This is a genomic window from Ruegeria sp. P10 (assembly GCF_056534925.1).
Window position 1 is genome coordinate 125,328 of the sequence record NZ_JBQERJ010000006.1, and the last position, 26,336, is coordinate 151,663.

26 protein-coding genes are annotated in these 26,336 nt (G+C 58.0%); 15 read left to right on the plus strand and 11 right to left on the minus strand.

From position 1 onward, the window contains the following. The first annotated feature begins 54 nt into the window (after positions 1-54). From ACR0FB_RS11895 to ACR0FB_RS11965, 15 genes are all read left to right on the plus strand, one after another. Positions 55-678, plus strand: coding sequence for a hypothetical protein (locus ACR0FB_RS11895; RefSeq protein ID WP_480491606.1), 624 nt, complete (start codon positions 55-57; stop codon positions 676-678). Next, complete coding sequence (gene ybgC / locus ACR0FB_RS11900; protein WP_171636827.1) at positions 675-1,058, plus strand: tol-pal system-associated acyl-CoA thioesterase; 384 nt, start codon at positions 675-677, stop codon at positions 1,056-1,058. Before ACR0FB_RS11895 ends, ybgC begins: the two co-directional genes overlap by 4 nt. 110 nt (positions 1,059-1,168) lie before the next feature. Continuing rightward, the gene (gene tolQ, locus ACR0FB_RS11905; RefSeq protein ID WP_152457225.1) at positions 1,169-1,864 is read left to right on the plus strand and encodes a protein TolQ; all 696 of its coding nucleotides are present in this window, start codon (positions 1,169-1,171) and stop codon (positions 1,862-1,864) included. A 2-nt stretch (positions 1,865-1,866) separates the two neighbouring features. Then, positions 1,867-2,343, plus strand: a complete 477-nt coding sequence (gene tolR / locus ACR0FB_RS11910) for a protein TolR (protein ID WP_152457226.1) — start codon at positions 1,867-1,869, stop codon at positions 2,341-2,343. A gap of 9 nt (positions 2,344-2,352) precedes the next feature. Next, complete coding sequence (locus ACR0FB_RS11915) at positions 2,353-3,456, plus strand: energy transducer TonB (RefSeq protein WP_480620774.1); 1,104 nt, start codon at positions 2,353-2,355, stop codon at positions 3,454-3,456. Continuing rightward, on the plus strand, positions 3,453-4,772 hold the full coding sequence (gene tolB / locus ACR0FB_RS11920) for a Tol-Pal system beta propeller repeat protein TolB (protein WP_480620776.1): 1,320 nt from the start codon (positions 3,453-3,455) through the stop codon (positions 4,770-4,772). Before ACR0FB_RS11915 ends, tolB begins: the two co-directional genes overlap by 4 nt. A gap of 72 nt (positions 4,773-4,844) precedes the next feature. Next, the gene (gene pal / locus ACR0FB_RS11925) at positions 4,845-5,351 is read left to right on the plus strand and encodes a peptidoglycan-associated lipoprotein Pal (RefSeq protein WP_152457229.1); all 507 of its coding nucleotides are present in this window, start codon (positions 4,845-4,847) and stop codon (positions 5,349-5,351) included. A gap of 4 nt (positions 5,352-5,355) precedes the next feature. After that, positions 5,356-6,180, plus strand: coding sequence for a tol-pal system protein YbgF (gene ybgF / locus ACR0FB_RS11930; RefSeq protein WP_171636830.1), 825 nt, complete (start codon positions 5,356-5,358; stop codon positions 6,178-6,180). Continuing rightward, positions 6,171-7,430 carry a tRNA lysidine(34) synthetase TilS gene (gene tilS / locus ACR0FB_RS11935; protein ID WP_348539537.1) on the plus strand — a complete coding sequence of 420 codons (1,260 nt, stop codon included), beginning with the start codon at positions 6,171-6,173 and terminating at the stop codon, positions 7,428-7,430. Before ybgF ends, tilS begins: the two co-directional genes overlap by 10 nt. A gap of 75 nt (positions 7,431-7,505) precedes the next feature. Then, positions 7,506-9,419, plus strand: a complete 1,914-nt coding sequence (ftsH, locus tag ACR0FB_RS11940) for an ATP-dependent zinc metalloprotease FtsH (protein WP_171636833.1) — start codon at positions 7,506-7,508, stop codon at positions 9,417-9,419. Positions 9,420-9,516: 97 nt separating this feature from the next. Then, positions 9,517-10,113: an MOSC domain-containing protein gene (locus ACR0FB_RS11945; RefSeq protein WP_480620778.1), complete on the plus strand. Its 597-nt coding sequence runs from the start codon at positions 9,517-9,519 to the stop codon at positions 10,111-10,113. Positions 10,114-10,257: 144 nt separating this feature from the next. Beyond that, a complete protein-coding gene (locus ACR0FB_RS11950) occupies positions 10,258-11,934 on the plus strand; it encodes a formate--tetrahydrofolate ligase (RefSeq protein WP_171170859.1) in 1,677 nt (558 codons plus the stop codon). A gap of 60 nt (positions 11,935-11,994) precedes the next feature. Further along, on the plus strand, positions 11,995-12,300 hold the full coding sequence (locus ACR0FB_RS11955) for a chorismate mutase (protein ID WP_171636837.1): 306 nt from the start codon (positions 11,995-11,997) through the stop codon (positions 12,298-12,300). 53 nt (positions 12,301-12,353) lie between these two features. Beyond that, positions 12,354-13,244: a bifunctional methylenetetrahydrofolate dehydrogenase/methenyltetrahydrofolate cyclohydrolase FolD gene (gene folD / locus ACR0FB_RS11960; RefSeq protein WP_171636839.1), complete on the plus strand. Its 891-nt coding sequence runs from the start codon at positions 12,354-12,356 to the stop codon at positions 13,242-13,244. 369 nt (positions 13,245-13,613) lie between these two features. Further along, on the plus strand, positions 13,614-14,207 hold the full coding sequence (locus ACR0FB_RS11965; RefSeq protein WP_245218136.1) for a LytTR family DNA-binding domain-containing protein: 594 nt from the start codon (positions 13,614-13,616) through the stop codon (positions 14,205-14,207). Between the two features lie 2 nt (positions 14,208-14,209). On the opposite strand, the gene pdeM is transcribed toward ACR0FB_RS11965, so the two are convergent. From pdeM to ACR0FB_RS12020, 11 genes are all read right to left on the minus strand, one after another. Next, positions 14,210-14,872: a ligase-associated DNA damage response endonuclease PdeM gene (gene pdeM, locus ACR0FB_RS11970; protein WP_480620780.1), complete on the minus strand. Its 663-nt coding sequence runs from the start codon at positions 14,870-14,872 to the stop codon at positions 14,210-14,212. Positions 14,873-14,912: 40 nt separating this feature from the next. After that, entirely contained in the window at positions 14,913-17,324 is a 2,412-nt protein-coding gene (locus ACR0FB_RS11975) for a ligase-associated DNA damage response DEXH box helicase (RefSeq protein WP_480620782.1), read from the minus strand. 40 nt (positions 17,325-17,364) lie between these two features. Next, positions 17,365-18,672 (minus strand): ATPase, encoded by a 1,308-nt coding sequence (locus ACR0FB_RS11980; RefSeq protein WP_171636847.1) that lies wholly within the window; start codon positions 18,670-18,672, stop codon positions 17,365-17,367. Positions 18,673-18,787: 115 nt separating this feature from the next. Next, positions 18,788-19,333 carry a prepilin peptidase gene (locus ACR0FB_RS11985; RefSeq protein ID WP_171724435.1) on the minus strand — a complete coding sequence of 182 codons (546 nt, stop codon included), beginning with the start codon at positions 19,331-19,333 and terminating at the stop codon, positions 18,788-18,790. A 3-nt stretch (positions 19,334-19,336) separates the two neighbouring features. Beyond that, a complete protein-coding gene (locus ACR0FB_RS11990) occupies positions 19,337-20,188 on the minus strand; it encodes a tetratricopeptide repeat protein (RefSeq protein WP_171636850.1) in 852 nt (283 codons plus the stop codon). 30 nt (positions 20,189-20,218) lie between these two features. Next, complete coding sequence (locus ACR0FB_RS11995; protein WP_371732270.1) at positions 20,219-20,761, minus strand: tetratricopeptide repeat protein; 543 nt, start codon at positions 20,759-20,761, stop codon at positions 20,219-20,221. A 57-nt stretch (positions 20,762-20,818) separates the two neighbouring features. Beyond that, entirely contained in the window at positions 20,819-21,793 is a 975-nt protein-coding gene (locus ACR0FB_RS12000; RefSeq protein ID WP_171636852.1) for a type II secretion system F family protein, read from the minus strand. Between the two features lie 10 nt (positions 21,794-21,803). Continuing rightward, positions 21,804-22,772: a type II secretion system F family protein gene (locus ACR0FB_RS12005; protein WP_117869719.1), complete on the minus strand. Its 969-nt coding sequence runs from the start codon at positions 22,770-22,772 to the stop codon at positions 21,804-21,806. 11 nt (positions 22,773-22,783) lie between these two features. Continuing rightward, a complete protein-coding gene (locus tag ACR0FB_RS12010) occupies positions 22,784-24,226 on the minus strand; it encodes a TadA family conjugal transfer-associated ATPase (protein ID WP_480620784.1) in 1,443 nt (480 codons plus the stop codon). Positions 24,227-24,251: 25 nt separating this feature from the next. Next, entirely contained in the window at positions 24,252-25,487 is a 1,236-nt protein-coding gene (locus ACR0FB_RS12015; protein WP_152457246.1) for a CpaE/TadZ family protein, read from the minus strand. Positions 25,488-25,708: 221 nt separating this feature from the next. After that, positions 25,709-26,332, minus strand: a complete 624-nt coding sequence (locus ACR0FB_RS12020) for an OmpA family protein (protein ID WP_171636857.1) — start codon at positions 26,330-26,332, stop codon at positions 25,709-25,711. Between the last annotated feature and the right edge of the window lie 4 nt (positions 26,333-26,336).

Sequence of the window (26,336 nt, forward strand, 5' to 3'; positions counted from 1 at the left end):
TTGGAAAATTTATGCCTTCGGCGAGAGTATTTTCGAAAAGATGAAGGCTTGACCGTGACACCGGAAGAGATTGAGGCGCTGTTCACGCGCGAAAGCGGTGAGTTTCTGTTTGCCCGTTGGGGACGACCCATCGTGCCGATTGTGTTTGGCGTTGAAGATGAAACGCTGTCCACTGTGAAGGGCGCCTTCGAGGCGGTTGTCACCTTGGCCGGTCACAAAATGGCCGAAACCGACCCCGAACTTGGTGCCAACTGCATGGTCTTCTTCTTCCGGGATTGGAAAGAGCTGCTGGACGTGCCGGATCTTGATCGTCTGATCCCGGATCTGGCACCGTTGGTCGGGCGCTTGGTTAGAGCGGATGCAAACCAGTACCGCATCTTCAGGTTCGAAGAAGACGGTGCGATCCGCGCGGCTTTTGTTTTTCTGCGCATGGACAAGCAGTTGTCCAAGATACCGGCGGAAACGCTGGCGCTGAGCCAGGTGGTGCAGACCATCCTGCTTTGGTCCGATACTGCGTTTCGGACGCAATCTCCGCTGGCCGTGGCGGGCGAAACGACGATCCTGCGCCCCGATATTGCTGCGTTGATTCGGGCTGCTTACGATCCGGTTTTGCCCGGTTCGGCGCAGGATGCGTCTCATGCGCTCAGGTTGTTTGCCCGGTTGGAGCCACCGCAATGAAACATTCCTACCCGGTTCGTGTATATTATGAAGACACCGACATGGGCGGCGTCGTCTATCACGCGAACTATCTGCGGTATATCGAACGTGCGCGTTCGGATTGGGTGCGCAATCTGGGCAATGACCAGAACGCGATGCGGGAAGAAGGCATTGTTTGGGTCGTGCGGCGGGTCGAGGCCGATTACCTTTCGCCAGCCAGGTTCGATGACGAACTGATCGTCGAAACCGAAGTCACGGAAATCTCGGGTGTGCGGCTGACCATGGCGCAGCTGGTCCGGCGTGGCGAGACCGAGATTTTTCGCGCCTCGGTCACTGCCGTGTGTATCAACAAGGATGGCAGGCCGATCCGGCTTCCGGCAGAGATTCGCGCATTGATGTAACAATTTGAGGGTCAGGGGTGGTTCTATTGGCATTTCAACCCCAACTGCGTTAGCGTTTGTCAAAACAAGGCCAAACAAACGGCCGTCAGGCAAAAACAAAGAGCAGGTTCATGGAAGCTGAAACGCTGGCGCTGGCGCAGGAGATCGATTTCTCCATGTGGGGGCTGTATGCCCGCGCGACCTTTATCGTCAAATTGGTGATGTTGATGCTGATCGGTGCATCCATCTGGTCCTGGGGCATCATCATCCAGAAGCTGATAAATTACCGCGCGGCCCGTCGCGAGGCGCAGGCATTTGACGAGAGCTTCTGGTCCGGCAACCCTTTGGACGAGCTGTTCGAGCAGATCGGAACCCAGCCGGATGGCAGCTCTGAAAAGATTTTTGCGGCCGGAATGATCGAATGGCGCAGGTCGCACCGAAATGATGGCGGATTGATTGCCGGAGCGACCGCGCGGATAGACCGGTCTATGGATGTGGCCATAGCGAAAGAGGCAGAGACCTTGCAGAAAGGTCTGCCCATTCTGGCCACGGTTGGATCGACTGCGCCGTTCATCGGCCTGTTTGGTACCGTCTGGGGCATCATGAATGCGTTTATTGAAATCGCCGAACAGCAGAATACCAATCTGGCGGTCGTGGCCCCGGGTATTGCCGAGGCACTATTGGCAACGGGGCTCGGCCTTCTGGCCGCGATCCCGGCGGTTATTTTCTACAACAAGCTCAGTGCTGACTGTGACCGCATCGTGGGCGGCTATGAGGCCTTTGCTGACGAGTTCGCGACCATCCTGTCGCGCCAGTTGGACAGCTGACAATGGGCGCGGCGGTTCAGCAATCCTCGGGTGGAAACGGGCGCAGACGCGGTCGGCGTCGCGGTCGTGCGCAACCCATGGCCGAGATCAACGTGACACCGTTTGTGGATGTCATGCTGGTTTTGCTGATTATCTTCATGGTGGCCGCGCCATTGCTGACGGTCGGTGTTCCGGTAGATCTGCCCAAGACCGCCGCCAGTGCTTTGCCCGGTGACAATGAAGAACCTTTGACCGTAACCCTGACGGCAGATGGACGTGTGCAGATCCAGACAACTGACGTGTTGCGCGAGGAACTGATCGGCAAGCTGCGGGCCATCGCCGCAGAGCGGAGCAGTGACCGGGTTTTCCTGCGCGCCGATGGCGCGATTCCTTACGCGCAGGTCATGCAGGTCATGGGCGCGCTGAACGCGGGCGGGTTTTCCAACGTTGGGCTTGTGACCGATACGGGCGGGCCGACGCTGGACGAAGGTGGAGAGTGAGGGCGCACGGTGGATACCGGCACCAAGATTTCGGCGATTGCGCATGTCAGCCTGATCGGAGCGGCGCTTTTCGGCGGTACCTTCCGGTCCGAGCCTTTGCCGATGGCCGTACAGGATGTGTCCGTGATAACCGCTGAACAATTCGCGGCCATGACGGCCCAGCGGGATGCGCCTGATATCCCGGAGGTGCCGACGGCATTGCAACAACCGCCCGAACCACAGGCTGATAGCACGCCGCCAGAACCTGTGGTCGAGGAACAGCCGCGCCCTGAACCCGTCGTGCCTGCCGAACCCGAACCCGAGCCTGCCCCCGTTATCGTCGAAGCACCGCCGGAACCGGACGTGCCGGATGAGCTGCCGGTACTGACAGAGCCCGAGGTCGAACCTGTCGCACAGCCTGTGCCTCCGGGACCCGAGGCGCAGCCGCGCCCATCCGATCGTGTTGCCCCCGAGGCCATAGCGCCACCACCGCCCGAGGTAAAACCGGATGATTTCGAAACGCCGCCGGTGTCTTTGGACGAAGGAGCCGAGGTTCAGCAGGAACAACAGGATCAGACCGCGCCGGAAGAAGCGGCGCCCGAGATCGTGACCGAGGCAGAGGAAACCAAAGAGCAGTCTCCGCTTACGTCACCGCGACCGCGGGTGCGTCCGAACCGCCCAAGCCCACCGCCCGAAGCCGTTGTGGCAGAGACGCCCGAGGCGGCGCCTGAACCTGACGCGCAAGCCGACGAGGCCGCGATCAATGACGCTTTGGCCGAAGCCTTGGGCAGTGGAACCCAGCCATCCGGCCCACCGCTGACCAGCGGCGAGAAGGACGCGATGCGATTGGCCGTGTCCAAGTGCTGGAATGTGGGCTCTTTGTCTACGGATGCACTGAGTACTGTGGTCGTTGTGGCTTTTTCGCTAAACCGTGATGGTACGGTTGTGGATGGCAGCATTCGGATGCTGGACAGTTCTGGTGGGTCTGCTGGTGCGGCCAATCAGGCTTATCAGGCCGCCCGGCGTGCGATTTTGCGCTGCGGGGCCAGAGGATATGATTTGCCTGCTGACAAATACGCTCATTGGCAGGATGTTGAGATTACATTCAATCCCGAGAGGATGCGGATCAAATGATGAAACTTCTGACCAGCCTCTTTGTCGGCCTGACGCTGATGTCTGCGCCGGTTCTTGCACAGAACGGTCCCCTGCGACTGGAGTTGGACCAGGGCATTATCGAACCATTGCCCTTTGCGGTGCCGAACTTTGTTCCCGATGGTCCGTCAGCGGCGCAATATGCACAGGACATCTCGCGCGTGGTGGCGGCTGATCTGACAGGAACCGGGTTGTTCCGCGAGATCTCTTCGGATGCCTTCATCAGTCGGGTCAGCAGCTTCGAAGCACCAGTTCAGTTTGCCGATTGGAAAGCGATCAATGCCGATGCGCTGATTACGGGGGCGGTCAATGTTTCGGGCAAGAACCTCACGGTTCGGTTCCGGGTCTGGGATGTGTTTTCGGGTCAGGAGCTGGGCAATGGGTTGCAATTGGCAGGCACCACCGAGGGCTGGCGGCGCATGGCCCACAAAGTGGCAGATCAGGTGTACAGCCGGATTACAGGCGAGGGCGGTTATTTTGACAGCCGCGTGGCCTTTGTTTCGGAAAGTGGACCGAAAAACCAACGCCTGAAACGTCTGGCTATCATGGATTATGATGGGGCGAACGTGCAGTACATGACCGACAGTGCCGCAATCGTTCTGGCGCCGCGCTTTTCGCCTACTGGCGATCGGTTGCTGTACACCAGCTATGAAAGCGGCAGCCCGCGCATCTATGTTCTGGATGTGGGCCGCGTCAAACGACAGGAACTGAAGACGCAGGACGGAACCATGAGCTTTTCGCCCCGCTTTTCGCCGGATGGCCGGTCGATCGTGTATTCCTTGATTCAGGGGGGAAACACGGACCTGTGGAAAATGGATCTGGCGTCGGGGCAAAGCACGCGTCTGACCAACACGCCAGCGATTGAAACCGCCCCCAGCTATTCGCCGGATGGCAGCCGGATCGTGTTTGAAAGCGACCGTTCGGGCACGCCGCAGCTTTACGTGATGCCCGCGATTGGCGGCGAGGCCACGCGGATCAGCTTTGGCTCGGGTCGTTATGGCACGCCGGTATGGTCGCCGCGCGGCGATCTGATTGCCTTTACCAAGCAAAATCAGGGCCGCTTCCACATCGGGGTGATGCGCACGGACGGATCAGAGGAACGCTTGTTGACCGCCTCGTTTCTGGATGAAGGCCCAACCTGGTCGCCCAATGGCCGCGTCATCATGTTCACCCGTGAAACGCAGGGCGCCAGCGGCCGGGCCTCGCTGTATTCGGTGGATATCTCGGGCCGCAACCTGCGCCCGGTGCGTACACCGGATGGCGGCAGTGATCCGTCATGGGGCCCACTACAGAATTGATCGCAGCAAAGTTCACAACGATTCGTCCCTGTGGTAGACAGGCGGCAACAATCAAAACACGAGGCACTTGAAATGAATGTATTGAGCAAAGTCCTGGCGTTGGGCGCGCTAAGTGTGATCGCCGCCTGTACGAACAATGACCCATCCGCCTTGGGCGGCAGCGGTGCTGGTGGCACAGGCGCAATCGTACCGGGCTCGCCCAGTGACCCGCGTTCGCCTGCGTATTTCCAGCAGACCGTCGGGGATCGTGTTCTGTTCGCCGTGGACCAGTCCACCCTGACACCACAGGCGCAGACCGTGTTGCAAGGGCAAGCGGACTGGCTTCTGGCCAATCCGGATTTTGTTGCCACGATCGAAGGTCACGCGGACGAGCAGGGTACGCGCGAGTATAACCTTGCGCTGGGTGCGCGTCGCGCAAATGCCGCTCGTGAGTATCTGATTTCGCGCGGTGTTGCTGGCAACCGTCTCAAAACCGTCAGCTACGGCAAGGAGCGCCCAATTGAGATTTGCAGCGTTGAGGAATGCTATTCCAAGAACCGCCGCGCAGTGACTGTGCTGACCGGATCAACACTGGGGTAAGACAATGCGTATGGCAGGATGGGTATTGGCGGCGGTCATGGCGACAGCCGGTGTTGCACAGGCACAGGATCAGCAAACCCTGGCCGACATACGTCAGGAGCTGACGGTGCTGCATGTGGAAATTCAGCGTCTGAAGCGTGAGTTTTCCACCACAGGATCGCCCGCGCCAAACTTGTCCGGCAGTTCGGTTCTCGATCGGGTTGACGCCATTGAAGCGGAACTGCAACGCCTGACCAGTCAGACCGAGCAGCTTAACCAGCGTGTGCAAAACATCGTCTCAGACGGCACCAATCGCATCGGAGATCTGGAGTTCCGCCTGTGCGAGCTTGAGGCAAACTGCGAGATTTCAGGCGAACCGACCAGCACACTGGGCGGAGAGGGCACAGATGTAGGTACGGCCGTCATCACGCCTGCCACGCCATCCCAAACCGATCAGGGTGAACTGGCCGTGGGCGAGCGGGCGGATTTCGACGCGGCATCGCAAGCACTGGCCGATGGGAATTACCAGACTGCGGCTGATTTGTTTGCGCAGTTTGATGCGAACTATCCTGGCAGCCCCCTGGCGCCCGAAGCGAATCTGAAACGGGGTCATGCGCTCGAAGGCCTTGGCGACACCCGCGAAGCGGCACGGGCGTTTTTGGCAAGCTTTACCGGAGATTCCGAAGGCGCATTTGCCCCCGAGGCGCTGTTCGAGTTGGGCGCGGCGCTGGGGCGTCTGGGGCAGACCGATCAGGCCTGCATCACGCTCAACGAAGTTGGCGTGCGCTTTCCATCCGCACCGGCATTTGCGGATGCGACGCAAGAGATGTCTGCGCTGGGGTGTTCTTGAATCGTCACAGCGAAAACCTGCTTGCAGAGCTTCGCGCCCGGCTTCCCGAAAGGCTTCCGCCTAAATTGGGCGTGGCGGTCTCGGGCGGTGGGGATTCCGTGGCGTTGATGCATCTTTTGCATCAAGTCGCCCAAAACGAAGAGATCGCCCTTTTTGTGGCCACGGTCGATCACGGCTTGCGCCCCGACGCAGCGCAGGAGGCCGTGACAGTGTCGCGCCAGGCCGCTGCTTTGGGGCTGCCGCATGACATTTTGCATTGGGCGGGTTGGGACGGATCGGGCAATGTTCAGGACGAGGCCCGCAAGGCGCGTTACAGCCTGCTTGCCGGTTGGGCGCAACAGCGCGGAATCGACGCCATCGCGTTGGGGCACACGGCAGATGATCAGGCGGAAACGTTGCTGATGCGATTGGGTCGTTCATCAGGTGTCACGGGACTGTCCGGCATGTCGGCAAGTCGGCAATGGGAAGGGGTGACATTGCTGCGGCCAATGCTGGGGATCACACGCAAGGATCTGAGAGCCTACCTGACCGGTATCGGCGCAACATGGGTCGAAGACCCGTCGAATCAGGACCCTCGTTTCGACCGGATCAAGGCACGAGAGGCCATGTCCGGCCTCAAACCACTAGGAATTGATGCGCTTTCACTGTCGCGAGTGGCCGACAATCTGGCGCAGGCCAATGCAGCCCTGGGCGTTTTTGCGCAGGAATCCGCAGGGAATGTAGCCCAGATCGAACAGTGCGACGTGAAGGTGAACAGGGCCGGTTTTGCCGCATTGCCCAAGGAAATCCGACGCCGCGTGTTGCTTGGATGCCTTGCCTGGATCGCAGGGCAGGGATATCCCCCGCGTCAGGCGGCGGTCGAGCAGGCCATGAAGGCCATAACCGACGGGCGGGCAGGGTCGCTCAGCGGTTGCCTGTTGGTCCCGGAAGGGATGAGTGTTTGGATTTGCAGGGAATTCAAGGCCGTGGAGGCTCGGATTTCAGCACGTGACGAAGTTTGGGATGGCAAATGGGTCTTGACCGGTCCCGAAATTTCCGGTGCCGAGATCCGCGCTCTGGGTGAAGACGGGCTGCGACAGGTGCCTGAATGGCGCGAAACAGGCCGGCCCAGGCTGGCCTTGAGTGCGACGCCCGCGGTCTGGAAGGGGGGCGTGGTGCTGGCCGCTCCGCTTGCGGGATTCGCGAATGGATGGCGCGCGGACACGACGCCGGAATGGCCCGAGTTCCACGCATCTTTTTTATCGCATTGAACATACCACAATCCTCTCTATTTTAAGAGGTAACTTGGCAGCTTCTCACCTGCCGGAACTTTTGGGAGAATTTCCTTGGGCAACGCTCGCAATATCGCGTTTTGGGTCGTTCTGTTCCTGCTAATCCTTGCACTGTTCAATCTGTTCAGTGGACCGGGCGGAACGCTTCAGAGCAATGAAAGAACTTACTCCGATTTCGTCGGCGCTGTGCAAGGCGGTGAAGTCAAGAACGTGACGCTGGATGGTGAACAGATCCGCTATACGACCGAGAGCGGTGCGACTTACGTCACGATCAAACCCGGCGATGCCGAGGTCACCAAGCTTTTGATCGATGAGAACATCCCGGTTCAAGCGGTCAAGCAACAGCAGTCGGGCTTCCAGTCTTTCCTGATCACGCTGTTGCCGTTCCTGTTGCTGATCGGTGTCTGGGTCTATTTCATGAACCGGATGCAGGGCGGCGGCAAAGGCGGTGCGATGGGCTTTGGCAAGTCGAAGGCCAAGATGCTGACCGAAAAGCATGGCCGCGTCACATTTGACGACGTCGCGGGCATCGACGAGGCCAAGGAAGAACTGGAAGAGATCGTCGAATTCCTGCGCAATCCACAGAAGTTCAGCCGCCTTGGCGGTAAGATCCCCAAGGGCGCGCTGCTGGTCGGACCTCCGGGCACCGGTAAGACCTTGCTGGCCCGTGCCATCGCGGGTGAGGCGGGTGTGCCGTTCTTCACTATTTCAGGGTCCGACTTTGTCGAGATGTTCGTGGGTGTCGGTGCATCCCGTGTCCGGGACATGTTTGAACAGGCCAAGAAGAATGCGCCTTGTATCGTCTTTATCGACGAGATCGACGCGGTGGGTCGCCATCGTGGCGCTGGCTACGGCGGTGGTAATGACGAACGCGAACAGACCCTCAACCAGTTGCTGGTTGAGATGGACGGCTTTGAGGCCAATGAAGGCGTGATCATTCTGGCGGCCACCAACCGTAAGGATGTTCTGGATCCCGCACTGCTGCGTCCAGGCCGCTTTGACCGTAATGTGACCGTTGGCAACCCCGACATCAAAGGCCGTGAGAAGATTCTGGGCGTGCACGCGCGCAAGACTCCTTTGGGCCCCGATGTCGATCTGCGCATCATTGCTCGCGGCACGCCGGGCTTCTCGGGTGCCGATCTGGCGAACCTCGTGAACGAGGCTGCTTTGATGGCCGCACGCGTGGGTCGCCGCTTTGTCACCATGGAAGACTTTGAGAACGCCAAGGACAAGGTGATGATGGGCGCCGAGCGCCGCTCGATGGTGCTGACCCAGGACCAGAAGGAAAAGACAGCCTATCACGAGGCCGGCCATGCCGTTGTCGGCCTGACCCTGCCGTTGTGCGATCCTGTCTACAAAGCCACGATCATTCCGCGCGGTGGTGCGCTGGGTATGGTGGTTTCGCTGCCTGAAATGGATCGCCTGAACTACCACCGTGATGAGTGTGAGCAAAAGCTGGCCATGACCATGGCCGGCAAAGCCGCCGAGGTCATCAAATACGGTGAAGACCACGTTTCGAACGGCCCGGCCGGAGATATCATGCAGGCCAGTCAGCTGGCGCGTGCCATGGTGATGCGCTGGGGCATGTCGGACAAGGTTGGTAACATCGACTATGCCGAGGCGCATGAAGGCTATCAGGGCAACACCGCAGGGTTCTCGGTGTCGGCCCATACGAAAGAGCTGATCGAAGAAGAGGTGAAGCGCCTTATCCAGCAGGGTTATGAGCGCGCGCACCAGATTCTGACCGAACAGCACGAAGCATGGGAACGCCTGGCGCAGGGCCTGCTTGAATACGAAACCCTGACGGGTGATGAGATCAAGCGCGTTATGAATGGTGAATCACCCAGCGAGGATGATGAAGGCGACAAGCCGGATGAAGGCAGCGCGCCCAGTGTCACGGCCATTCCCAAGACAAAGGCCAAGAAATCTCCGCCCGATGGCGGGATGGAGCCTGAACCCACCGCATAGTCAAAAAAGACCCGGCGCATAGTCCGGGTCTTTTTTCTTTTCATCGGTGTTTTGCCGGGCAATATGCGCGCAAGAAAAAGGATGAAAAGGGAAGGCTATGCCATTTTTGCGTGAAACCGAATTTGCCGCCGAAGCAGTCTGGCTTGGCTATGTCCCTGCGGGAACTTCCTTGCGGGCCAAGGCTGTTGACGCGCTGGATCTGGGTTTTGACGGCGTGAAGGGTGAGCGCCACGAAGGCCTCAATCGGGCGTCCTGTGTCCGGGTCTCGAACCTTTACCCGAAAGGCACTGAAATTCGCAACGTGCGTCAGCTTTCAGTTTTGTCCGAGGAGGAGTTGCAGCAAATTGCGCAGGACATGGGGTTGGATCAGCTTGACCCGTCCTATCTTGGGGCTTCCATTGTGCTGCGCGGAATCCCGGATTTCTCTCATATTCCCCCGTCCTCGCGTCTTCAGGTAACGAACGGGGCGACGATAACAGTGGACATGGAAAACGCCCCTTGTGTTCTGCCGGGGCGCGAGATCGAAGCGGATCAACCGGGGCATGGCGCAGCTTTCAAGCCTGCGGCGGCCGGGCGTCGGGGCGTCACGGGATGGGTCGAACGCCCGGGGCGCATTCAACTGGGGGACCGGCTGAAACTGTTTGTTCCGGATCAACCTGTTTGGGCTTGTGAAAACGGGCTTGTTTCCGATTAGAAACCCCTGAAACGAACTTACGACGCTTCGCGACGCCAGAATGTCGGAATCCATGGCTACCGGGATTGTACACAAGGGTATGGAATGCACAGCGCCGACGCCTCGCGTCGGTTTTGCACGGTATTCAATCAAGGACCCCGGCCAATGAGCTACAAATCCGATATCGAAATCGCCCGCGAAGCGAACAAAAAGCCGATTCAGGAAATCGGTGCCAAGATCGGCATCGACTCTGCGGATCTGCTGCCTTACGGCCATGACAAGGCGAAGGTTAGCCAGAACTTCATCAACTCGGTTCAGGACCGCGAAGACGGCAAGCTGATCCTGGTGACTGCAATCAACCCGACCCCGGCAGGTGAGGGCAAGACCACGACCACAGTGGGTCTGGGTGACGGCCTGAACCGCATCGGCAAGAACGCGATGATCTGTATCCGCGAAGCCTCGCTTGGCCCGAACTTCGGTATGAAGGGCGGCGCCGCGGGTGGCGGTTATGCGCAGGTCGTTCCGATGGAAGAGATGAACCTGCACTTCACCGGTGACTTCCACGCCATCACCTCGGCGCACTCGCTGCTGTCGGCAATGATCGACAACCACATCTACTGGGGTAACGAGCAAGAGATCGACACCCGCCGTGTCGCATGGCGCCGTGTGGTCGATATGAACGACCGTGCCCTGCGTCAGATCACAGCTTCACTGGGTGGTGTATCGAACGGCTTCCCGCGCGAAGCTGGTTTTGACATCACCGTGGCGTCCGAGGTTATGGCGATCCTCTGCCTGGCAAACGACCTGAAAGACCTTGAAAAGCGTCTGGGCGACATCATCGTTGCTTACCGCCGCGACAAGACGCCGGTCTACTGCCGTGACATCAAGGCCGAAGGCGCAATGACCGTTCTGCTGAAGGACGCGATGCAGCCGAACCTGGTGCAGACGCTGGAGAACAACCCGGCCTTCGTCCACGGCGGCCCGTTTGCGAACATCGCGCATGGCTGTAACTCGGTCATCGCGACCAAGACCGCTCTGAAAGTTGCCGACTATGTCGTGACCGAAGCCGGTTTCGGTGCGGATCTGGGTGCCGAGAAGTTCATGAACATCAAGTGCCGCAAGGCGGGCATTGCCCCGTCGGCTGTGGTGCTGGTTGCGACCGTGCGGGCAATGAAGATGAACGGCGGCGTTGCCAAGGCCGATCTGGGTGCGGAAAACGTTGAGGCCGTCAAATCAGGCTGTGCCAACCTTGGCCGTCACATCGAGAACGTGAAATCCTTCGGTGTACCGGTTGTCGTCGCGATCAACCACTTCGTCACCGATACCGATGCCGAAGTTCAGGCGGTGAAAGACTATTGTGGCGAGCACGGCGTCGAGGCGGTTCTATCGCGTCACTGGGAGCTGGGTTCCGAAGGGTCTGCCCCATTGGCCGAGAAAGTCGTCGAAATCGTCGAAGGTGGCACCGCGAACTTCGCACCGATCTACCCCGACGATATGCCTCTGTTCGAGAAGATCGAAACCATCGCCAAGCGCATCTACCGCGCTGACGAGGTTCTGGCTGACAACAAGATCCGCAACCAGCTGCGTGAATGGGAAGAAGCCGGATATGGCAACCTGCCGGTCTGCATGGCCAAGACGCAGTATTCCTTCTCGACCGACCCATCGCTGCGCGGTGCACCCACGGGCCATTCGGTTCCGGTGCGCGAGGTACGCCTGAGCGCGGGCGCGGGCTTCATCGTGGTCGTCTGCGGCGAGATCATGACCATGCCTGGTCTGCCCCGCAAACCGGCTGCCGAAACCATCTGCCTCAATGACGCAGGTGAGATCGAGGGCTTGTTCTAAGCCGCCGAATAGGACATCTCGTGGTCCGGGGATTCATTCCCGGGCCATGAGGAGATGACGATGCCCACTCTGACACCGCCTCAGAACTGCAACACGATGCAGGAGCTGCGGGCTGAGATCGACAAGCTGGATCGCCAACTGATCGAAATGCTGGTGACACGCGCCAGCTATATCGACCGCGCGTCGCAGCTGAAACCGGGCGAGGGCCTTCCGGCCCGTATCCCGGAACGTGTCGAAGAGGTGGTGCAACGCGTGCGTGCAAGCTCGGACGCGCTGGGGATGGACCCGGATCTGGCCGAGAAGCTGTGGCGCATATTGATTGACTGGTCGATTGCACGCGAAGAGCGCGTGATTGGCACCGACTGACTGACCGGGCGTTCTGTGCGCCCGATCCGTTTTTTGAAAGAAGGGATCGAAGTATGGTAGCTCAGGTTATCGACGGTAAGGCCTTTGCCGCAAAAGTGCGCGGTCAAGTTGCCGATCAGGTCGCAAAGCTGAAAGAAGAAAACGGCATCACCCCCGGCCTGGCCGTGGTTCTTGTGGGCGAAGACCCAGCCAGCCAGGTTTATGTCCGCTCGAAGGGCAAAATGACCGTTGAAGTCGGCATGAACTCGTACGAGCACAAACTGGACGCCGCGACGTCGGAAGAAGACCTGCTGGCGCTGATCGACAAGCTGAACAACGACCCGGCCGTGCATGGCATTCTGGTTCAGTTGCCGCTGCCCAAACACCTGAACGAGGATCTGGTGATCAACTCGATCGACCCGGCCAAGGATGTGGATGGCTTCCACATTTCGAACGTGGGCCTTCTGGGCACCGGTCAGAAATCGATGGTGCCCTGCACCCCGCTGGGCTGCCTGATGATGCTGCGTGACCACCACGGTTCGCTTTCCGGCATGGACGCCGTTGTGATCGGCCGCTCGAACATTGTGGGCAAACCGATGGCGCAGCTGCTGCTGGGCGACAGCTGCACCGTGACCATCGCGCATTCGCGCACCAAGGATCTGCCGGATGTCGTACGCCGCGCCGACATCGTTGTTGCCGCTGTTGGCCGCCCCGAGATGGTTCCGGGCGACTGGATCAAGGAAGGCGCGACCGTGATCGACGTAGGCATCAACCGCATCGAACGCGACGGAAAGAACAAGCTGGTCGGTGACGTGGACTATGCCAGCGCGTCCCAGCGTGCTGGCGCCATCACTCCGGTTCCGGGTGGTGTAGGTCCAATGACCATTGCATGCCTGTTGGCCAACACTTTGACTGCGTGCTGCCGCGCCAACGCTCTGCCCGAACCCGAAGGTTTGACTGCGTAAGGCAATCTGGTCGGGTCGATCATATCGGCCCGGCACACTCCTCGGTTGTGCGTGACCCCGCGAGACAATCGTTGCACGCTGTAGCCATTTTGCCCTGAATGGGTTTGACAGCTTAAGAAATCGTGATATCCCAGTATTCCCAGTTGGTTACAGGTAAGGTGCATCAGTGCGTGTCGTGCTAAGGTTGAATTTTGTTGAGTCATGCACAAAAGCGGTATGACGTCTGGGATTAACACTATTCGGAATGCTTGTACCCCACAGCGAGTGACGGCGGGCCTTGTCTTTCTTCCCTTGCTTGCCTACGCGTTTCCTCCGTTTCTGGTCGCGGATCTGAGCTTCGGTTTGCGTCTTCTTTTCTGGACCGGGGTGATGGTCCTTGCCCTGACAGTCACCGGTTTGGCGCGCAAGCTGATGCAGAAAAACCCTGTTCTGTTGAATGTTCCCGTCCGTGATCTGGCATTCGCGGCACTGATCCTGGTTCTGTTCACGCCGTCCCTTTGGATATTGGCGTGGGTCCTGTTCACGTGCGGGGGCCACATAGTACCTGGCGCCCAGACCGTAGCGGTATATGGGGTCCTGTTTGCAACGGGTTTGGTTCTTGTGCAACGCAATGATCTGAACCCATTGATGGCCTCGACCCCGGACGCCGAGAAGCCGCGCCTGATCAGGCGTCTGCCGCCTGACTTCGATGGTCAAATCCATCGTTTGACGGTCAGGGACCACAATGTGGATATTGTCACTTCAGAAGGCACGTTCACGGTCCGCTCGCGCTTTACGGACGCAATTGCCGAGATGGAACCGGTCCCCGGGCACTGTTCGCACCGGTCACATTGGGTGGTAGACGCGTCCATTGTTGGGCTTGAAAAAAAAGCGGGTAAAACCTTTTTGCGCCTGATGAACGGCGATCTGGTTCCAGTAAGCCGCAAGTACAAACCGAAGTTGGAAGAAGACGGGTTGATCTGAACTCAACGCGGCATTGGGATCATCTGTGGTTGCGGACCCGTTAGAATGGCCATTGCGTCCGAGCTCATGAGATCGGAAAGTGCCCGATCCGAACTGCGCAACCCCCCGGTGTAAGTTCCGTAGGCAGGCAGGATCAGCCGGTTTCTGTCCAGCAGAAAGGCGGGCCGGGAAATGTGCCTTCCTTTTGTCCGAATCTGTGCTTTCGGATGAAAATGGCCTGAAATTTCACCTTGCGGCCGATCCTGGGCGATGTGACGAAAGACAAGAGGACCGCACTGCCATTCGACCAGATGAGAGTCCCCCATCTCGATCGGGCCGGGATCGTGATTCCCTTCGATCCAGATCCATTGGCGCCCGGCCTGCAAAGTCGCAATCCTCAACCCTTCTGCGTCGGGCAAGGTTTGGGCCGCTTCGAGATCGTCAAAGCTGTCACCCAGGCAGATGACGGTTTCGGCGTTGGTGTGTTCCAGATCGCGCGCCAGCCGGTCAAGCGTTTCGCGACTGTCATAAGGCGGAAGCGTAGCCCCGCCCCGTCGGGCCATACGTTCTGATTTTCCCAGATGCAGGTCCGAAACACAAAGCAGTCGCCGCGCCGGCCACCATAATGCGCCAGACGGCAACGCAGCGAGTTGCTGGTCTGCAAAGGAAAATTCACACACGTTCATGATACGTTCTTGGCCTGATTCCACATCTTGCGCAAGGGGTTCAAAGCTGGTCCAACCCGGCGGTTCCCAGCAGGCGGGCGCTTTCTTCGGCAAGCAGCCTTTCTTCGGCGGCTCCTTTGACAGGTACCTTTCCGACCTCAAGAAACAGCGGCGCGGCCAGTGGGGAAACGCGGTCCAGACGCAGCAGGTCGATGCGGTCGCCGATGCGCGCCAGCATTGCCTCGATCCGACCGAAGTCAACCAACCCGCGCATGGCTTCTTCGCGGGTGATCTGCATCAACAGATGATCGGGATCATATTTCAGCAAAGTGTCATAGAGAATATCTGACGAAAACGTGGCTTGCCGCCCGGTTTTACGTTGCCCGGCCAAGTTGCGTTCGATCAGACCGGCAATCGTGGCCGACGCGCGAAAGGTACGCTTCATGACTGCGTTGCCTGCCAGCCATGTGTCCAGCCCGTCACGCAGCGCTTCGGGTTGAAACAAAGGGCGTGGGTCAGTGACCGCATCCAAACCCCAAATCAGCGTGGCATAGTCTGTAGCGACAAACCCCAGCGGCGCCAAACCGGTTTCCTCCATCCGTTTGGTCAGCAGCAGCCCCAGTGTTTGTTGCGCGTTGCGGCCGGCGAATCCGTATACGCACAGATGCTCTCGCCCGTCGCTTGGAAAGCTTTCGATCAGCAGACGATCGCGTTGAGGCAGGCGGGACATTTGGCGCTGCAAGTCCAGCCAATCAGCCGTATGGGAAGGCAGGTGCGGCCAGTCAGTTTGGGCGAACATGCGCAGAATGCGGTCGCTGAGTTGCGTTGAGGTCGCAAATTTCGTGCCCGAGAAGGTCGCGATCTTTGGTTTGCGATCGGCGCGACGGCTGACTTCGACCACCATTTCACGCAGACCTTCATACCGCACAATCTGTCCGCCGATCAGGAAGGTATCGCCGGGGGTCAGCGAAGCAGCAAAGGCTTCCTCGACTTCGCCCAACGGTTTACCGCCACGGCTGCGTCTAAGGCGAACTTTGAGTGTATCCGTGTCCTGAATCGTGCCCAAATTCATGCGAATGCGCGACGCTGCGCGGGGATCGCGCAATTGCCATTGCCCGTCGGCGCGCTGCTGTAACCTTTGCCAGCGATCATAGGCGCGCAAGGCGTAGCCACCGGTGGCACAGAAATCCAGACAGGAGTCAAATTCGGATCGGGTGAACTGTGCGTAAGGTCCCGCGGATGTCATCTCGGCATATAGATCATCAGCGTCAAAGGGCCCGGCACAGGCCGCAATCAGAATGTGCTGGCACAACACATCGCGGGGGCCGGGGCCTCGGGGTTCTCCGTCCAGGTCATGGGCTTTGGCGGCCTCGAGCGCAGCGACGCATTCGACAACCTCAAAGCGGTTGGCAGGAACCAGCAGCGCCTTGGAAGGCGCGTTGTAGCGGTGGTTGGCCCGACCAATCCTTTGCACCAGACGCTTGACGTTCTTGGGCGCACCGATCTGAATCACCAAATCGACATCGCCCCAATCAATGCCCAGATCGAGGCTGCCGGTGCAGACGATGGCGCGCAATTCGCCACGCACCATCGCGGCCTCGACCCGCTCGCGTTGCTGCCGGTCAAGGCTGCCATGATGGATGCCGATGGGCAGGCCGTCGTCATTCGCCAGCCACAGATTGTGAAAGTAGATTTCGGCCTGCGCGCGGGTGTTGTGAAAGATCAGCGTGGTCTTGTGCCGCCGGATCTGGTCCAGCACAGCCGGAATCGAATAGGCCGCGCCTCCGCCGGACCAGGGCGGCGTTTCCGTTGTTTCCAGCATCTGGATGTCCGGGTCCGGGCCGGGATCGGCCTGCACAATCCGGCAGGCGTCCGGGTGGCGCGCCAGAAAGCCGGCAATTGCCGCAGGGTCTTCGACTGTGGCTGACAGGCCTACACGACGCAGACCCGGGTTGAGGCGCTGAAGTCGTGCCAGGGCCAGCATCAGCTGATCGCCGCGCTTGCTTTCCGCCAGCGCGTGGACTTCGTCGACGATGATCCGCTGTACCCCATCGAACATGCGCGGCGCATCTTCGTACGAGGTCAGCAGTGCCAGACTTTCCGGTGTGGTCAGCAAGATATGGGGTGGATCGGCTCTTTGGCGTTTTTTTTGCGTGGCCGAGGTGTCACCGGTGCGATCCTCGATCCGGATGGGCAGGCCGATCTCATCCACCGGGGTGCGCAGGTTACGTTTGATATCCGCCGCCAGCGCCTTGAGCGGCGAGACATAGAGTGTATGCAACCCGTTGTAGTCCCCGTCGGCCATTTCGGACAGGGAAGGCAGAAATCCGGCCATGGTCTTGCCGCCACCGGTTGGGGCGATCAGCAGGGTTGCCGGTTCCTTCGCCCGGTCGAACATCTCTTTCTGATGTGGGTGGATGGACCAGCCTTTGGAGGAGAACCACGTACCAATCCGAGCGGGAATCTGCGTCATGGTTGCAGATTACCCGCCCGGAGGAGGGATTGGCACGGCGTTATTTGACGATTTTCTCGTCTTTTACGAACATGTTGGCCCAGGCACGGTCAATCAGGTCCGGACTCATCTGATAAGGGATGCCTTCGAACTCGCAGATCGAGATCATCTGATCGATCAGGAAGATCGGTTGGTAGTTGGCATAAATATTGTTGATGGTCGGGTACTTGACCTTCAACAGGTGCACCAATGCCGCCTCATCCAGCGGCATACCTCGTTTGCGGGCCACCATGGCAAAGATTTTCAGGAAGTTCTCCTGATTGGGGCCGTCAATCTTGATCTTGAAGAAGATCCGGCGCAAGGCCGCTTGGTCGAAGATCTCATTGGGGTGGAAGTTGGTCGAGAAGATGACCAGCGTGTCAAACGGAACTTCGAACTTTTCACCCGATTGCAGGCCGAGGATATCCTTGTTTTCTTCAAGCGGGACAATCCAACGGTTGACCAGCGCCTGCGGCGGTTCGGCCTGACGGCCAAGGTCATCAACGATGAAAATGCCACCGGTGGATTTCAGCTGCAACGGGGCCTGATAGGTTCGTGCGGTCGGATTGTAAACCAGATCCAACATACTGAGCGAGAGCTCACCACCGGTTACGACGGTAGGGCGTTCGCATTGCACATAGCGAGAATCGAACCGCTTGCGACGACGCAGGCTGTTGGGGTCGTCCGGCTCCTGTTCGATCGCCGTGTGCACGATCGGGTCATAGACCGTGATCACCTGACCCGCATATTCGATAGCGTAGGGCACATAGACGTTATCACCCAACGCATCCCGGATCCCGTTCGAGATTGAGGATTTACCGTTGCCCGGAGGACCGTACATCAGAATCGATCGGCCCGCACTGACCGCCGGGCCCAGATGGTCCAGCAGGCTGTCGGGCAGAACCAGGTGACCCATTGCGCCAACTAGTTGCTCTCGCGTGACCTGAATATTTCGGATCGACTGGCGTTTGACCTGCTCGCGATAGACATCCAGCGGCACCGGCATTGCGCCGAAATATTCGGATTGGCTCAGCGCATCCAGCGCACGGGCCTTGCCTGCATCGGTCAGCTGATATCCCATCTCATTGCCGCTATTGGCGTTCAGTGTCCCGGTCGCTTCAAGCAGTTTCTGATCGCGCGCGATATCGACCAGTTCCTGTGTTACAGAACCAGGCAGACAGATGGCTTCGGCGACTTCTGATACCGTGCTCGCGTTTTTGCGAAAAATCGTCTTCAGCAGAATGTCCCGCATCATTACAAGCGGAAGCTTCATTTCGCCCAGACCTTTGGGGGCAGGGGGGGCCATAACAGAGGAATTCTGCATATTCATGCGCGGTGCTCGTCCATCAAAATGTCACGCCAAGAAGCCGAAAACGGGCGTCTTGAAGAAAATGAACCAGCTTTGTGGCGGGACAAAGGCAGCGGCAAGGCGCGCTGATGATAGTTTACGATCCGAGAACAGTGCCCAGAATCAGGTACATCGCCAATGATCCGCCCAAGGCGAAACCCATCGGAAACTGTTTGCCCCGGCTCCAGCTTTCCCAATGCGGCGCGATCGTGCGCAGCCTTGTGATCTTGGCCAAACGATGAGTGACCACGGAAGCCAGAATACAGGCGGTCAGGATCATAAGCATAATTCGCAGATCGCCCAGCCAGACAAACGCCGATGCGGCGGCCAGAAACTTGGCATCGCCAGCGCCCATGGTGCCCGCGGCGTTCAGGAAGATACCAATGACCAAAACCACGACGATATGCAGCAGTTGCCAGAAATAGACCGGCATAGACACGGTGATCGGCCCCAGGTTGCCGCCGACACTGCCTGTAGACCAGGGCGGGATGGCGATCAGTCCTATCACGATGTAAACCAGCGTCAGCGCAAGGACTGCATGGTTCTTGATCCGCATCTCACGCATATCCGTGAAGGCCACGTAAAAGCAGATCGGCAGCACAAACGGCAGAAACCAGGCCGCTGCCACTGCGGGTATTTGCATGTGTCAGGCCCCTTCAAGCGCCCGAAGCGAGCGGACCGCCTCGTCGAAATGCTGCGGGTGGGTTGAAATGGCTTCGCGGAAAAGGTTCTTGGCGGTGGTTATATCGCCCTGTTTGACTGCCGAAATACCCATCGTGTTGAGCAGACGCGCTCGCTCGACCTGAGTCATCGGGACGACTGGCAGGCTATAGTTGCCTTGCGCTGATCGGGCCAAAACCAGGTTGTTCTTGGCAGTAAACAGCGAGTTGTCCTGACGGATCGCTTCCGAGAACAACCGCTCCGCTTCGGCATATTCGCCGCGGGTCAGTTTGGAATATCCCCAGTTGTTCATCACACTGCCCGGACGTGTCGTCAGCCCGACAGCGGTTTCATAGAAATGATCCGCGCGTTTCCACTCTTTCCGGGAATCCGCAACGACTGCCTCGAGGCGATACCGTTTGAAGGTTTCAAAGGTTGGGGGAACCGAATCCAGAACGGTTTTCGCCTGCGACCAGTCGCCGTTTCGGACCAATGCGTCCGCGTATTCAACCTTGTCCGCGGCGTTCGTGCCCTTCATCGTTGTGACGCGCTTCCATGCGGTCACGGCCTCGGTCGTGCGTTTGGCACGGCCCAAAGAAATTGCCAGTCCGCGCTGAAGATCGATCCGGTCCGGGTTCTTGAGCGCTGCGCCGTGGAAATAGGTCACCGCTTCGTTTGGATCTGCGGCGCTCAGAAGCACATCGCTCAGGTTTGTTTCGTCAATGACGTTCACTTCCTGAAACGTTCGTTCAACCTTTTCCTCTTCGGTTTCCTTTGCACAGGCCGAAAGGATCAGACCACTGATAACAACACTCGGAATCAAGAATTGCTGGCGCATTTTTTGCGTCCTTTACTGCTCTCGCCTCAATTACTGGATCTTGCGTAGCGTGAATTGCCCGTCGCCAAGCTGCTCCAGTGTGTATTCTTGTTGTTCTTGTGGGGTATTATTAACAGGATTTTCCATTTTTGCGAGTGCTAAGCGCAGATTGTCCCGGATTGCGTCACTTTCGCCATTGTCCAGCGCATAGGCACGCTGAAACACTTGCGCGGCCTCGGGGTATTCCTGTTTTTCCATCAGCAGGACACCCAGATTGTTCCAGGCCACCGGCCAGTCCGTGTCGTCTTCGACGGCTCTGCGCAGAAGTTTTTCGGCCTGTCCCAAGCGGCGTAGCCCCACATTTGCGGTACCCAGAGACGTCAGGACCTGGGGCGTCATACCCTGTTCCAGCGCGGCCCGGGTAAAGGTTTGAAGCGCCAGTTCGTATTCTCCGGCGGCCATCAATCTGTTTCCGACCTCGATGCTGTCCTCGGCCTGACCTTTGGTGTCAACTCCCGGTGCATCCAAACCGTTGGGTGACAGGCCTTCTGTACAAGAAGCCACCATGGCAAAAACCATGGTGGCCCGGAACATTAGGCGAAACCCGGAAGGGAAGCACCTGAATTCAGCTTTCATATGGCTCTATCCGACCTAGCGTCCAAAACTCGAAATAACATTTGCCGACGGGCCAACCAGAATAATCAGCAGCGGTGGAACCGTCAGCATCATTGTGACAAGAGTCATCTTGGTCGGCAACTTGTTCGCGGCCTCCTCGGCGCGCATCACGCGTTTGTCGCGCATCTCACCGGCGTAAACCCGCAACGCCTCGGCGATTGATGTACCAAATGTTGCCGATTGGATCATGACGGTGACAAAAGAGTTCACGTCCTGAACGCCACAGCGCACGCCGAAGTCGCGCAGGACGGTATCCTTGTCCTTGCCGGCCTTCATTTCATACGCGACGGTTTCGAATTCCTGCGCGATATCCGGATAAGACGCGCTCATTTCACTGGCCACGCGAACGATGGCCTGATCCAGCGATTGACCGGCCTCGACGCAGACCAGCATCAGATCAAGCGTATCGGGAAAACCGGCGGTGATCGCTTCCTTCCGCTCTTCGACCCGTCGCGTGATCCAGTATTTGGGTGCGAAATAGCCGATCGCGCCGGGGACAAGCACCCGGATCATCATCTGTGTTCCGGTAAATTCCTGGCCGCCGGAAAAAACCGTGACCAGCAGAACACCAATGAAAATACCAAGGATCCCCAAGGAAAACTGCGCAAAGTGGAAGAACCGAACCGAATCCTTCGACCTGTAGCCCGCCTGGCGCAGCTTCAGCTCGACGGCCGAGTATTCTTCCTCGTTCTTGGGCTCGAGGAAAGTTGCAAACTTCTCAAGCTGTTCGTTTCGGCTCGAGTTTCGAAGCTGCTCTTTCTTCCCTTTTTTCTGCTTTGGAGGAGCCGCATTCGATCTTTGCAGTTTCTTCAGGGGGTCTTCCGGCTGCTTCATCATCAGTGTGACAGCGACCAGAACCATAAGCAGGCCAAGTACGCCGACAACGATAAGCGGTCCGAATTCACCCAGGTGCTGGGTCAACAGGTCATTGATGCTGGTCAGGATTTCCATGGTGCTGCCCTCAGACCTTGATGTTGGTGATGATTTTCATGACGATCAGGTTCAATGTCAGCAGGATCGCGACAACAAAACACGCGGGAATAAACCAGGGGTGATCCAACACGTCGTCGTAATAGCCTGGGTCCTTGACAAGAATAAAAATCAGACAGGCAACAGGGAACCCGGACAGGAACTTGCCGGACCATTGCGCCTCGGCCGTAATCGCCTTGACCCGACGGAACAGGCGAAAACGGGCGCGGATCACCTTTGCCAATCCGGCCAGAATTTCGGCCAGGTTGCCGCCAGATTGCTGCTGAATACCCACGGCTACGGCAAGAAAGCGCATATCCTGCATGTCCAGACGCTCAGCCATGTCCTTCAGCGCCTCGCCCACATCGCGACCATAGGCACATTCATCAGCGATAACGCCAAATTCGGTTCCCAGCGGATCCTGAACTTCGTTTGCAACCACCTGAATCGTCGACACAAATGGATTGCCAACACGCAGAGATCGTACCATCAGCTCAACCGCATCGGGCAGTTGTTCTTCGATCATTCCCATGCGTTTCTTGGCCTTGTGGTTTACCCAGGCGTAAACGCCGCCGATGCCGATCGCGATGGAAACAACGATACGAAGTGCCGTGTCCGTAGCGGTGCCAATGCTCAAACCGACAAAGGCCATGGCTGATACCAGACCCATGATCATGATCAATTGACGTGGAGAGAACGCGATTGCAGCCTTTTGCGCCTTGTCAGCAAGAAGTGAATACAGAGGAATGCTCTGCGATTTCATATGCTGCTGCATCTCTTTGCGCAGCTGCTCCAGCACCTGTTCGCGTCCGGCACCCTTTTCCAGCATATCCAGGCGCCGGTTGACGCGGCTGTTCAGGCTAATGGACTTGCCGAAGGCGACAAGATAGATGCCCTCGACCAAGGCAAGGACCCCCACAAAGATGGCGACATAAATGATCGCCTCCATAGGCAATTGCATACCCGGTTCTCCTACATTGTGGTTGGGTCGTAGATGGACGCTGGCAAGTCAAAGCCCCATAGACGGAACCGTTCCGAATAGTGGCTCCGGACGCCAGTGGCGGTGAAATGCCCGATGATCTTGTTGTCTGGTGTCAGGCCAACGCGTTGAAAACGAAAGATTTCCTGCATGGAAATCACGTCCCCTTCCATCCCGGTGATCTCGGTGATCGAGGTCATCCGGCGCGAACCGTCCTGTAGGCGGCTGGCCTGCACGATCAGGTTCACAGCCGAGGCGATCTGACTGCGGACCGCCTTGATCGGCATTTCGATCCCGGCCATCGCGATCATGTTTTCCAGACGTGAAATGCCGTCACGGGCCGAGTTGGCGTGAATCGTGGTCATTGATCCGTCGTGACCGGTGTTCATGGCCTGCAACATGTCGATGACCTCGGCGCCGCGTGTCTCACCCACGATGATACGGTCAGGACGCATACGCAGGGCGTTCTTCAGACAGTCGCGCGGGCTGACTTCACCTTTGCCTTCCACGTTGGGCGGGCGGCTTTCCATCCGACCCACATGCGTCTGTTGCAGTTGAAGTTCAGCCGTGTCCTCGATGGTCAGGATCCGCTCGGCATCGTCGATGAAGCTGGACAAGGCGTTGAGCGTGGTTGTTTTACCCGAACCCGTACCCCCGGAAACGATGATATTCAGTCGCGTGGACACGGCGGCCTGCAAATATGCGGCCATTTCTTCGGTGAACGCACCGAAATTGACCAGGTCGTCAATGCCCAGCTTGTCTTTCTTGAATTTACGAATGGAAACAAGCGATCCGTCCACCGCGATCGGAGGCACCATGGCATTGAAACGCGATCCATCGGCCAGACGGGCGTCAACATACGGGTTGGATTCATCGACGCGGCGGCCCACGGCGGACACGATCTTGTCGATGATCCGCATCAGGTGCTTTTCATCTTTGAAGGTAATGTCGCTGAGTTCCAGCTTGCCGGAACGTTCCACAAAAATCTGTTGTGGACCATTCACCAGAATATCGTTGACCGAATCGTCCTGAAGCAGCGCCTCGAGCGGGCCAAGGCCCGTCACCTCGTCATACAGTTCCTTGTTCAGTTGGGACCGGTCTTCGCGGTTCAGAACAATGTTCCGTGTTTCCAGAACTTCACTGGCGATAGCACTGATTTCAGCGCGCAACTCGGCTTCGCCGGCGTTTTCCAGCGCGGCCAGGTTCAGGTTCTCCAGCAGTTCGCGGTGCAGTTCGATCTTGATCTCACCCAACCGCTCCTTGCGTTTGCGGTCTTTGTCTGAACTTGTGACCTCAGCAGCAATCTTTTTCACGGGTTTGCGTGCCACCGCAGTCGCGACAGGTGTCGCCTGTGCAGAAGACGCCGCTGTTTCAGCCGGTTGTGCCGGCGTTTTGACGGGCTGCGCTGCGGGTTGTTTTTTGTATCTTGAAAACACGGCTTATCCCCCCTTGGGATGATGTTTACGCAGCTTCTTCGGCACTGCTGCCGAGGCTGTGGAGCGACTTCGCCAGCTTTGCGATTTCGCGGCGCAAAGGGTTCTTGGCGGCCGCATTTGCCAGAGGCAGACCGTGATCCCCACTTTGCATGACCGGTTTGCCACCATCAGGCAGCAGAAGGTCGATGGAGATTCCAAGGCTTTCCCCCATGCGTTTCACGCGGCTTTTCCCGTTCAGATCGGTAAATTTCGGCGCGCGGTTCAACGCAAAACGCAGCTTGTTGAATGGTAGCTCCTCTGCCTGCAATGCACGTTTCAGGCGCAGGGCATTCTGGGCGGACCGCATGTCCAGCTCGATCAGGGCGAAATACACATGGGCGGCCTGCAAAACTGTTTCCGACCACAGGACCAGCGTTTTTGGCATGTCGACAATGACATAGTCGAAATGCGCGCGCGCCATGTCGATCACGCGCTGAATGTCTTCCGGGGTGATCAAGTCCAGTGGCACCATGTCGGAGGGTGCGGTCAAAACCTGAAGCTTTTCTTCATATGTTTGAAGGGCTTGCGAGAATACTTCGCTGTCCATCGCATCGGTATCCGACAGCATTTCAAACACGGTCTCTCGTCGCGGCAGATCCAGATAGGTGGAAACAGTCCCGTATTGCAGGTCCAGATCGATCAGACACACAGTCGGTGCGTCTTTGTCCGAAGCACAGGCCAGTTCCCAAGCCAGGTTTACGGCCAGTGTCGTTGCGCCGACACCACCTGCCAGGCCCTGAACGACAAACAGTGCGCCTTCCTTGGACGCGCCGCCGGCTAAAGGAACGGCGGCTGCTTGCGCAACGGCAACCGGGTCGGGCTGCTTCATTCGCTCGATGGCTTCCTGCAATTCGCCTTCGGGAAGAGGATAGGGCACGAACTCGTCAGCACCCTTGCGCAGCAGTTGGTGCAGGGATGCCGGGGTAACATCCTCGGCGATCAGAACAACTTTTACTTTCTTTTCATTGGCTTGAGTGATTATCTCACCTAGCAGAGAAAGGTTGTCTTCGTCTTCTCCGTCGATCGCCAGTGCTACGAATTCCAGCGTTTCAGCTTCGGGTTGGCTGAAAAAGGCCAACGCTTCTGCAAATCCCAGATCTCCCCAGCGTTCGCCCAAGATGGCTTCCATGTCTTCGATCAGAAGGTCGAAATTCTGAACATCCCGACTGATGGTGCAGGCCAAGATTGCAGTATTGTCGTCTTGCGGCGTCGCGCTGGTCATAAACACTATCCTCGTCGTGAGGGCTCAGCATGTCATATGAACGAAATCCGCCAGATTGATGTGCTGTCGCCCCAATACGGTCAAATTTGGCCGCAGGTCACCCTATTGTTCACAATGTTGCTTTGAAGTTGGGCGAGAATTGGGCGCAAAAGAACCAATTGTAGGGAAATGGGCGACGATGTCGCCCATTTCAAACGTATTATCCACCGCTTCCGGCGGCACTAGTTGGCCGTATCTGTTGATGATACATTCTCAATCACGGTCTTCCACGTCGCACTTTCAACGTATTCGCGATAGATAATGTTCGCGTATTTACCGTCGAGCAGTTGTGGGTGACGGTCAACAAAGCCAGAAACTTCCGTTACCGTCCGACGGTTGCGGCGATCCCGATTCGGTGTCGCGATCAACGGCTGCGTTTTCCCAAAGGATACAACGGCTTCAAGACGTGAACGCGAGATGCCTTGCCGTTCAAGGAACGCAACGACGGCCTGCGCGCGGCGTAGCCCAAGGCTTTTGTTGTAGCTGGTCGACCCAACGGCATCTGTATGTCCGTAAACCCGGAACCTGGCTTCGGGGAACTGTTTGATCCAGTCAGCCTGCTGCAACAGTATGCTTTGCGCTGATGCGTCCAGTTGCGAACTGTTGAAGGCAAAGTTCACTTGGCTGGGCACATCCGCGGCAAATCTGCGACCGAGAATCTGAGCATAGGTCAACTCGCCGTTTTGAACCTGGATATTGTTCAATGTCGCGTTTCCAAAGGTTCCGGCATCGATCTCGTATCCGACCTCGCGCGTACATGCGGCAACGGCGACCGTAAGACCCAGTGTGATGATCCACTTCTGCATTGGT